Source organism: Bartonella grahamii ATCC 700132, assembly GCF_000518085.1.
Lineage (GTDB): Bacteria > Pseudomonadota > Alphaproteobacteria > Rhizobiales > Rhizobiaceae > Bartonella > Bartonella grahamii.
Map to the genome: position 1 here is coordinate 75,040 of NZ_JACX01000010.1, position 10,377 is coordinate 85,416.

A 10,377-nucleotide genomic window follows, 5' to 3' on the forward strand; every position below is an offset into this window, starting at 1 on the left:
CTTTTTATAAGGGACTGTTGCAACACTAAGAGCTGGAAAATGCATGACCATACAACCTTATCAAGATCATACCGTCCTTTTTCCATTCTTAAAATCAAGGATTTCCCCCTCTATCATTTTCAATCTCATTTCCATAAATATGACGCAAACGGTGTAACTACCTGTAAAAATAAATACATTGAAGCTAGATCTATTATGGTTGTTTGAGAAATTATCTGATAAAAAAATGAGAATATTTCTTCAATTCAGCAGGAATAAGTTTGTCTGCTTTACCGCGTTGTTCTTCTCATAAAGCACATACTTTTACTGTTGCATGTAAGTCAACATCCAACTTCATCCATAACCGCATATTAAAAAAAAGACCGAGCCACTATTCCTCTGCGATACATGGCTTTGCAATAAAGGAAAATATATTGCCTCTATCTGATTGGTGTAATCTGTGAAACAAGAAAAGAATCCCATTCGAGAAGAATGTAAAAATAAAAAACCAACGAAATGCAAAAACAATTGCAAGGGGATAAATGCCTAAACTTTTTTCACAAACTCCGACTTTAAACTCATCTGACCAATCCCTGGAATTTTGCAATCAATGTTATGATCCCCATCCACCAAGCGAATATTCTTTACCTTAGTACCACCTTTTAAAACAGATGAAGCGCCTTTTACTTTCAGATCTTTTATCACCATAACGGTATCTCCGTTTGTTAAAATCTGACCATTGGCATCATAAACAGTATCGGAAAGAACAGTATCATCGTTTTTTTGTGGCCATTCATGTGCGCATTCAGGGCACACAAAATTTTCACCATCTTCATAAGTATAAAGACAATCACAACGAGGACATTTAGGATATTGGGTCATAAATTCCCCTTTTAAAAGAAAAATCATTCACTATGACTGGTCATAAAGCAAGAAGTGCTTATTGTCCATTATTTTAGAAAAACATTTTCCTTTGTTTCAACCCTCATCTGCCAACTGTGTTCATGAATGCTATCGTCACATACCATACATGAGTTTATAAAAATGATTGATCATTATATAACTTAAATAAGCCCCCCGCATATCATAAAATTTACTCACTTCATTCTCTCTAATAAATTAATCAAAATCATTTTCTTATACATCAGCAATGCAATTAACGAATGGATAAAAAACAATTAGAAAAGGAACCTCTCTAAATAAAACGCTCTCAAAAAGCTAAAAACTGAAAAACAAGAAAATGATGCCCTCAACTTGACCTTTTATTTAAGTAAAGATAACAGTCACAATGTTAGAGAACAGACTGATTTATAATCATAGTTAATGGTTTTGTATATTGAATGAGAGCCGATAAATAAGCTGAGATTCTCTCACCCCCTTTTACATTGAATCAACCAAAGCCTTTTGCTTGCATGCTACAAGTAGGAAGAAGCGTGTAAAACGATTATTCAAAATACTAAACATTTTTAAATATAAGAGCCAACATTGAAAGCGAGCAAAGTGAATGATGATACTGGTCTTACTCTCTCATAAGCGTAAAATTGTGCTGCTCGATAGATGGTCGCTCATCCCTTTCAAAAGCAACACGCATAAGATGCGTTTTTAGTGTTTTGAGAGAGACGCTTCTTTAAGACAAGCATATGAAGTGTGCAACAATGATAATATTTTTTTTGCATAAGGAACATCTCCCCTATTAAACAAACATTGCTATCAAACCATCAAAAACCATCGGACATAAACTCCCCGATTATGCCGGATTATAATTACCTACAGGATTCGGTTTTAAGAAGCCCGCAGTTTTAGAAATCCGATTGATATGTAAAGGAGGAAAAAACAAAGCGCGCTTGAAAATGGAGGATCTGCCTTATGGCAAATAAAACCACACCCCTAAAATCATACCTCATGTGATCAATCATCATACCTTTACAAAAAAATATTCCAATGAACTTAGGTGATAATATCAGGGCGATCTCGCCCCAATGCTTGTTGTATATTTAACAGTTTTAGCACCACCTGTTGCAAAGGTTGGAGAACTTCTTGCGAATTAAAATTGTGTTTGCGCGGATCACTTTCATACTGTTCAAAATAAAGTCGTAAAGTAGCACCTAGCGTCCCTGTTCCCGACAACCGGACCACCAACCGTGCTCCATTTTCGAAAAAAATACGTATACCTTGCCGCGTGCTAACACTCTGATCAACAGGATCATGATATGTAAAATCATCTGCTTTTTTGACGAAAAATCCTGCAATTTCAGTTCCTGCATGTGGTAAGTGCGTACGCAAATGTTCTATAAGTTCCAAAGCTTTATCTGCTTCGACTTCTTCATAATCATGCCGTAACGTGTAAAAACGCCCATAGGTGTACCAATGCTGTTGAACAATTTGTGCAACAGTTTTTTCTGTTACCGCTAAAAGATTTAACCAAAATAAGACAGCCCATAAACCATCTTTTTCGCGGATGTGATGAGAGCCAGTTCCAAAGCTTTCTTCACCACAAAAGGTTACTTTCCCCGCATCCAAAAGGTTTCCAAAAAACTTCCATCCCGTTGGCGTTTCAAAAAAGTTTAATCCGTGTTTTTCCGCAACCAGATCAGCAGCACGCCCCGTCGGCATAGAACGCGCTATCCCCACAACACCTTTTCGATATCCTTTAATGAGGTGTGCATGTTCAGCCATAATAGCCAAAGAATCTGAAGGTGAGACAAATTGTTGACGACCAATAATGAGGTTACGATCTCCATCACCATCAGAGGCTGCACCAAGATCTGGTCCTTGCTCTGACATCAATAAATCATAAAGAGCCTTGGCATAAACCAAATTGGGATCCGGATGACCGCCTCCAAAATCTGGCAAAGGAATACCATTAACCACCGTTCCTTCAGAAAATCCTAAGCATTTTTCAAAAATTTCATGAGCATAAGGCCCTGTTACCGCATGCATAGCATCAAACCGTAAAGTAAGACCTCGAGCAACGGCCTTGGCAATACAGTCAAAATCAAAAAGCTCCTGCATCAAAGCAACATAATCAGCGACAGGATCAATAATATCAATCCGCATGGCTCCCATAAAGATCGTACCTTGCCTATCTAAATCAATATCTGGTGCTTCAAGAATTTTATAAAAGGAAAGACGTTGCGATGTTGCAAAAATAGCATCACATAAAGAATTAGGAGCGGGTCCACCATTAGAAACATTGTATTTGATACCACAATCTCCCTCTGGACCACCAGGATTATGGCTTGCAGAAAGAATAAGTCCACCATGGGCATGGGTTTTACGAATAAGATGCGAAACAGCAGGTGTAGAAAGAATACCGCCCCTTCCCATTTTAACACAAGAAACACCATGCGCCGCTGCCATCTTCAACACAATCTGAAGGAGAGTACGATTAAAAGTGCGCCCATCGCCCCCAAGAATCAACATTTTTCCTTCAAGAGGCCCAATGTTATCAAAAAGAGACTGTATAAAGTTTTCTACATAATGAGGTTGTTGAAAAACAGACACTTTTTTGCGCAAACCAGACGTTCCCGGTTTTTGCCCCTCAAAAGCCGTGGTTAAAACTATCTTTATGGTCATGTAAATACTTTCATATTCTTTCCTTTAATTTTAAGGTGAAGAGTATCCAAAGTCGACCATTAATTCTACTTGACGGAAGTGTGAAATATTTGCACACTCGTTAGAAGTAAAAAAAATTTAAAGAAGCCCTTTTATTTAAAACGCTCTTTCCCATATGCTTTATAAATACTAAAGGCTGTTTTAAAACAAAATTTTTGTAAAAATATAGGAGCATCCTTATGATAAAAAAAACTGTTCCCAATGTAACATTCCATACACGTGTCCGAGATGAAGTGGGTGAAAATAATTCTTATCGGTGGCAAGAAGTTAACAGCGATGCTTACTTTAAAGGAAAGCGTGTTATTCTTTTTTCTCTTCCAGGAGCTTTTACCCCTACTTGCTCAACTTTTCAGCTGCCTGACTTTGAAAAACTCTATGATGAATTTAAACAAGCGGGTATTGATGAAATTTATTGTCTTTCCGTCAATGATGCTTTTGTCATGAATGCTTGGGGAAAAACACAAAATATCAAAAACGTGAAATTAATTCCTGATGGCTCTGGTGAATTCACACGCAAAATGGGTATGCTGGTTGCAAAAGACAATGTTGGTTTTGGCATGCGATCATGGCGCTATGCTGCCGTTATTAATGATGGTGTGGTTGAGCAATGGTTTGAAGAAGCAGGTTTTTCAGATAATTGTGCAACAGATCCTTATGAAGTTTCTTCACCACAAAATGTTTTAAAAGCTTTGAAAAGCTAATTCCGCCCCCAAATCGTCTATTTAAACAAAATTTAACGACACAAATTTCCCTAATAAAGAAAATTTGTGTCGTTTATATTTTTTGAAACATCTATTTGTCAAAGCAGACACTATAAGTTGGTTGTGCGTTTTTGGTGAGAAAATATTCCAGCAATAATTTTTTAATAGGTATTTCACGTTTTAACTGCTTTGAAAAAACTTGAAAAATTTCCAGTAAAAAATCTAAACCAATTATAGTGCTCAAAGAATAAAAAGCTAAAAACTGTTGCACGCTATCAAAAAATGGGGATGCAATTGCGAAATGCGCAAATTCATACAAAACTCTCTCAGAAACATCAAGGACTAACGTATCGATGAAATATGCACGATCAATGCTAAATTTCTCCTATTGAGAAAAACTTTGTGTCAAACAATAATTTGATTTATAATGATAATTTATAATTTTTCATGTCGAATGAGAGGCACTGAATATCATAAGATTGTTTTATTTTATCCCTTCTTATATTGAATCTCTTAAAACTATTTTTTTGCTTATTAGCACGTGAGGTTGGCATATGAATAAACGATTAAAAAGAGTAAAAATGCGTCTCGTAAACGCTCTAAAATACAAGAGCTATGAACATCATTACTGCAAGGTTCACAAAAGCATCAAGAAAGAAAATATGGCATAAAAACGGCTCTGCATAAATAACTGTTCATGAAGAATATTAAATAAAAACAGATCCCGTAAACACTCCAATTCACATACCATAAACAGACTCATTGCTGTTCTCATAGCCATTTATTCTAAGCTTTTATTTTTCTCTAAGAGAGAAACAGTTAAAGAAGGCGTTTATTTGGATATTCTACCATAAAGTGTGTTTTCATTTCTTCCTCTTCTATCTCTTCCTCTTCATCGAACTCAAAATCTTCATCACATTCAGGAAGCCCAAAAATATCTGGATTAATGAAATAACAATATTTTTTTGTCCCCTTCGCTACAATTTTATTCTTTTCTAATTCTTTGATACCTTCTTTAAAACTTTCAAAATTAAGATATTCTGGTTCTTGAATTGAAAGATCACAAATCAAAAATTCATTGAGAGTATCCTCATCTAATCTTACCTGATCAAACCATAAATCCACATCATCTTCATCTGACATTTTCCCTACTTGCCACAACATCACAAAAAATGCTTTCATACCACTAAATGATAGCCCAAAAATCATACGCCGACTATCGGACGCTCCTGAAAACGTAATTTGCGGAAGATCTTCAAATCCGAAGTTTGAAGGAGGAAGTTTAAATGATTTTCCAATATCTTCAGTTTTTTTCAAAATAAAGGGATTTCTTTCATATAACACTGTAAAATCATATTGGGCCATTTTCATTTCTCCGTAAAAAATTGATTTGTTATAATAAATGAATAATTTCAAATGGTTGTCATTATAATCTCTTATAATGCCTCCCATATTTTCCCTTTAAAAATTGTCTGATTTAAGTTATTCGTTGCTTTTGAAACTAAAAAAATCTTCTAAAATAAAATTCTTGAGATTTCTTTCATCTCTCATGGATGTGAGATTGTAGACTGCCGACAATAAAACAGTAGAAATATGATATCAGCAAATGAGAATTCAAAAATTAAATCCATATGAATGATCAATATTTCTATAAACTATTGGGTTTCTGTTATTGATCATCAATTTTTCTAAACAGGGTTGCGTCAAGAACCTCAAATGCTTCAGTGTCCAGTATCTTGCTTCACGCAAGGTACTTACCTCGCGCGCTCAAAAGCATTCATTTCATAATGAAGACAAAGCATTTTTATCTTTAAAAAATTGCTTTTATGCCGCAGGAACTTTAAAAAATAACGCGATTTTAAGAATATCTAAACAAGTAAAATACAAATTCTGAAAATTGAAGAGGAAATGTTCGAGCTTTTCCCAACAATCGCTTTCACAAAACTTTTATCATTACCGTTTTTGGGCTGCCAAAATATCTTGTACTGTTTGAACCAATTGCTCTTCATCAATCATCACTTGCGCAGGACGGCTTTCACGCCATGTTTGATTGTCCTTAATTTCGTGGGACAAACGCGCCCCTTCAATCAAATCTTTAATCTGTATTTTTCCGCTCTCACGTTCTTGTGACCCTTGGATCACCACACAAGGCGCTTGACGTCGATCTGCATATTTCATCTGCGCTTTAATTCCCGATGCCCCCAAATAGAGCTCAGCACGAATTCCCGCACCACGCAACTGCATCACCATTTTTTGATAACCAGCAACAGCTTCTGGTTCTTTATCCATCATCAACACCACAACCGGCCCTGTTGTCTCCTTCATAGGCAGCTTTCCAAGATTTTGCAAAGCAGCGATTAAGCGTGAGACACCGATTGAAAAACCTGTTGCCGGAATATTTTCACCACGAAAGCGTGCCACCAATCCATCATAGCGCCCACCACCACCAACGGAGCCAAAAACAACTTTTTGCCCATCATCATTGAGAACATCAAAAAGCAATGCCGCCTCAAAAACAGGTCCCGTATAATATTCCAATCCACGAACCACCGAAGGGTCAATTTTAATGCGATTGTGATAACCATTAGCGACAAAGATTGCTTGCATTTCCTCAAGCTCGCGAACCCCTTCAAGCCCCTGAGCACTCTGACCAACGACTTGTCTGAGAGCATCAAGGATTTCTTCTGCCGTTTTTGCATTTACAGTCAGTAAGGAAAGAATACACTCAATCTCTTTATCCTTAAGCTCGGCCCCTTTTGTAAAATCACCACTTTCATCCAAACGCCCTTTGCCTAGAAGCAAACGCACGCCTTCAGGACCAAATTTATCCAGTTTATCCATTGCTCGAAGAACAGTTAAGCGCCTTTCAATCTGCTCCCTTTCCCCTAAACCAATCAATTCTAAAACACTTTCCAGAATTTTTCGGTTATTCAAGCGAATGGCATAATCATGCTGCTGAAACCCTAACTTTTCCAAACTATCCGCTGCCATCATACAAATTTCAGCATCCGCTGCTACCGTTGGTGTTCCAACAATATCCGCATCAAACTGCATAAATTGCCGAAACCGCCCTGGTCCGGGTTTTTCATTGCGAAACACAAAACCAAGACGATAACTGCGATAAGGCTTTGGCAAAACTTCAAAATTCTCTGCAAAATAACGGGCAAGAGGCGCAGTAAGATCATAGCGCAAAGACATCCATTGCTCATCATCATCTTGTAGCGAAAAAACGCCCGCATTTGGACGATCTTCATCAGGTAAAAACTTACCCAGCACATCCGTATATTCAAAAATTGGTGTTTCCAGTGCTTCAAAACCGTAAAGTTCATAAACTTCGCGAATTTGCGCAATCATTGTTTCAGTTGCATACAACTGTGCACTTGTACGATCCACAAAACCACGGGGTAAACGGGCTTTGGTTTTTTCTTGTTTCAATGACATGTTTTTCTCTAACAACAATATGTATTCACAGATAACGTGTGTCTATCTTATAGAAACCAACGCTGCAATGACTTTATCAATCTAAAAACTTTTAATAACATGTTAGAGTCCTTTATTTTACAAAAGTAATATCCTTATAAAGCAATATTCTAAAAGAGTTTATCCTGTAAGATGAGTCATAGCCTTTAAACTAAAACGTGCCCAAAACGAATACACTCTCCAAACCCTCTTATGCCTCATCTTTTAGCACTGTTCAGGTATTTCTTACATTTTCTTCCTTTATCTCGTCTTCCTTGAAGCAATTTTTCATATATTTCCAAGATTTCTGCATTTTTTTTCAAACATTTGCTTTCCGTATTTGACCCTCCCAATCCCAACAGAAAATAAGAAATATATGAACACTTTTTGAAAAGATCAAAAATAACTCTTGACTTTAGATAAAGCAAATCACTTTTTGAAAGAAGTATCTGACTTAAAATTTGATAAGCCCCCTTCTTTTATAAGAGCTTTTTTTCTTTGATAACTTAGCAAAAAACTTTAAGATAGAAGCGTATTTTTAGATTGCTCAGCAAAATCATGAATAACATTTTTTAAATCAACACTATTTCGACCAACCTGTGTAATCGATCTTGAAATGGAAGGAATAAGATTCTGCCATAGCCTTTGAGGAAACTGCTGAGTTAATTGTGTTATTGTTCCCCCTTGAGCCCCAATGCCAGGAACGAGAAATAAGTTATTTTCTAACTGTTCGATTGTATCTTTTGCTTCATTGCCCAATGTTGCTCCAATCACTGCCCCAATAGGACCAACATGATGATATTGACTTGAAGATTGGCTATTATATTCAAAAATACGCTGTGCCAAATGAACAGAAACCGTTTGATCACCAATGCGCGCATTTCGAATGTGCCTTCCCTCTGGATTCGAAGATTGAACAACCATAAAAACAGCCGTTTTTGTTTCTTCTGCAATCTTTATTAAAGGAATGAGAGCATCAAATCCTAAAAAAGGATTGACTGTTATGGCATCTGCTTTAAACGCACTACTTGAACCAAGCCAAGCTTTACCGTAAGCCTCAGCAGTAGAGCCAATATCCCCTCTTTTCGTATCAACGAGAACCAACAAACCTTGTGCCTGTGCATTTTCAATAAGTTCTTTGAGAATTTGAAGCCCTTCCACCCCATATAACTCAAAAAATGCGGCTTGAGGCTTTATCATCCCCACTTTACCCACAACCGCTGTTAAGAGGATATCACAAAAATCTTTTAGACCTTTATAATCACAGCTTAAATTCCATGATTGCAAAACTTTATGACTCGGATCAAAACCAACGCAAAGCGGTCCATATTTTTCACTATTTTTAAAAAAAGCTGAACAAAACATTTTATATCCTAACACGGTCTGTCTTTAAACTTTCTGATACAATCAAAAAGAAAAGCATTTGTCAAAAGAATACAATACTGAAAACACAAAGAAAGAGCTCTTTATACAAAGTGTGCTTTTATTTATGAAACATAAATATATTTCCATTCGTAACGCTTATCACATGTTTATCGACCAAGACGTCGTCATGAGACAAAAATTCAAATTTATGAAAGAATATAAACAAAAAAAGCGTTCATATTATTTTGTTCAATGACCTCATAAAGCCCAATAGCGTACCTTGTCGTTTTTACACCCCTTTTTTATGATCAACAAAAACTCTCTATGAACGTGCTTTAAACAAAAGTTTTAAAAGAAAATGCCCCACTATGATGATCTCGAGCTTAACTTTAGATCTCTCCTATCCCTTTTTAGCGCATATCTATTCACTTTTGGAACATAATTGGCAAAAAGACATTGTATCTCCAGCATATTCAAGGAGATAAAACATGGAAACTCGCATTCCTGAAGACACACCATTTGATACGAATTTTCTAGGAGAAACATCTCTAGAAGAAAAGTATCCATTCTTTCACACACCCATTTCATGGTCCGCAATCTTTGCGGGACTGATGACAGCCCTTGCCACCTCAATTTGCCTCTCTTTTCTGGTAGCAGCGTTAGGCTTAAGCCAAATGGATTTCACCTCTTCAACCCCATTGGAAGGCTCTTTCCTCTCCTTTGGCGTGGGTTCTATTATCGTTACACTGATTAGCCTAGCCTTAGGAGGCTTTGTAGCTGGACGTTTTGCTGAATCGTCAGGGACGCTTCATGGCTTTCTCACTTGGGCTCTCATAACATTGCTAATGACCCTCCAAGCCATCCACGTGGTTTCTAGTACAGCAAAGATAGGAGCTAAAACTGCTCTAGAAAACAGCTCCATGGTCCAACAAACCGTAGACAGCCTAAAAACCAATATTTCCCCCATACTTGCAAAATTAAACAGCGAAAGTCTTGAAAAGTTTTTTGCAAAAAACAGTGACAATGGCATCAATTTTGATCAACTTGGTAGTGAATTACGCACCCTTCTCAATAAAAGCGACATTCCTGCTCTCAACCCTGATCGCTTGAAACAAACCTATCAAGCAGCACTCAACGATATTGGTTCTGCGATCACAGCTTTCAAAAATGATCCTTCTCACTATCGCACCACTTTAAAAAATCTTGGTGAACGCCTGTCTGATCGTGTAGAAGATCTCACGACAAAATTTGATCGAAG

7 protein-coding genes are annotated in these 10,377 nt (G+C 36.9%); 2 read left to right on the forward strand and 5 right to left on the reverse strand.

Annotation, left to right across the window (positions count from 1 at the left end):
- Positions 1–525: 525 nt before the first annotated feature.
- Together U736_RS0105160 and U736_RS0105165 are read right to left on the reverse strand one after the other, a co-directional pair.
- Entirely contained in the window at positions 526–861 is a 336-nt protein-coding gene (locus U736_RS0105160) for a zinc ribbon domain-containing protein YjdM (RefSeq protein WP_015856728.1), read from the reverse strand.
- A gap of 1,065 nt (positions 862–1,926) precedes the next feature.
- Entirely contained in the window at positions 1,927–3,555 is a 1,629-nt protein-coding gene (locus U736_RS0105165; protein WP_015856729.1) for an alpha-D-glucose phosphate-specific phosphoglucomutase, read from the reverse strand.
- A 218-nt stretch (positions 3,556–3,773) separates the two neighbouring features.
- Between U736_RS0105165 and U736_RS0105170 the strand changes: the two genes are divergently transcribed.
- The gene (locus tag U736_RS0105170) at positions 3,774–4,295 is read left to right on the forward strand and encodes a peroxiredoxin (RefSeq protein ID WP_015856730.1); all 522 of its coding nucleotides are present in this window, start codon (positions 3,774–3,776) and stop codon (positions 4,293–4,295) included.
- 819 nt (positions 4,296–5,114) lie between these two features.
- Here U736_RS0105170 and U736_RS0105180 read toward each other — a convergent pair.
- The 3 genes from U736_RS0105180 to pyrF all read right to left on the reverse strand — a co-directional run bounded on the left by U736_RS0105180 (position 5,115) and on the right by pyrF (position 9,119).
- Complete coding sequence (locus U736_RS0105180) at positions 5,115–5,747, reverse strand: replication protein (RefSeq protein ID WP_244596082.1); 633 nt, start codon at positions 5,745–5,747, stop codon at positions 5,115–5,117.
- Positions 5,748–6,248: 501 nt separating this feature from the next.
- Complete coding sequence (gene hisS / locus U736_RS0105185; RefSeq protein ID WP_015856743.1) at positions 6,249–7,736, reverse strand: histidine--tRNA ligase; 1,488 nt, start codon at positions 7,734–7,736, stop codon at positions 6,249–6,251.
- Positions 7,737–8,273: 537 nt separating this feature from the next.
- Entirely contained in the window at positions 8,274–9,119 is an 846-nt protein-coding gene (gene pyrF / locus U736_RS0105190) for an orotidine-5'-phosphate decarboxylase (protein WP_015856744.1), read from the reverse strand.
- 488 nt (positions 9,120–9,607) lie between these two features.
- Between pyrF and U736_RS0105200 the strand changes: the two genes are divergently transcribed.
- Positions 9,608–10,377: YrzE family protein (locus U736_RS0105200; protein ID WP_026500382.1), on the forward strand; the 770-nt coding region annotated here is incomplete at its 3' end.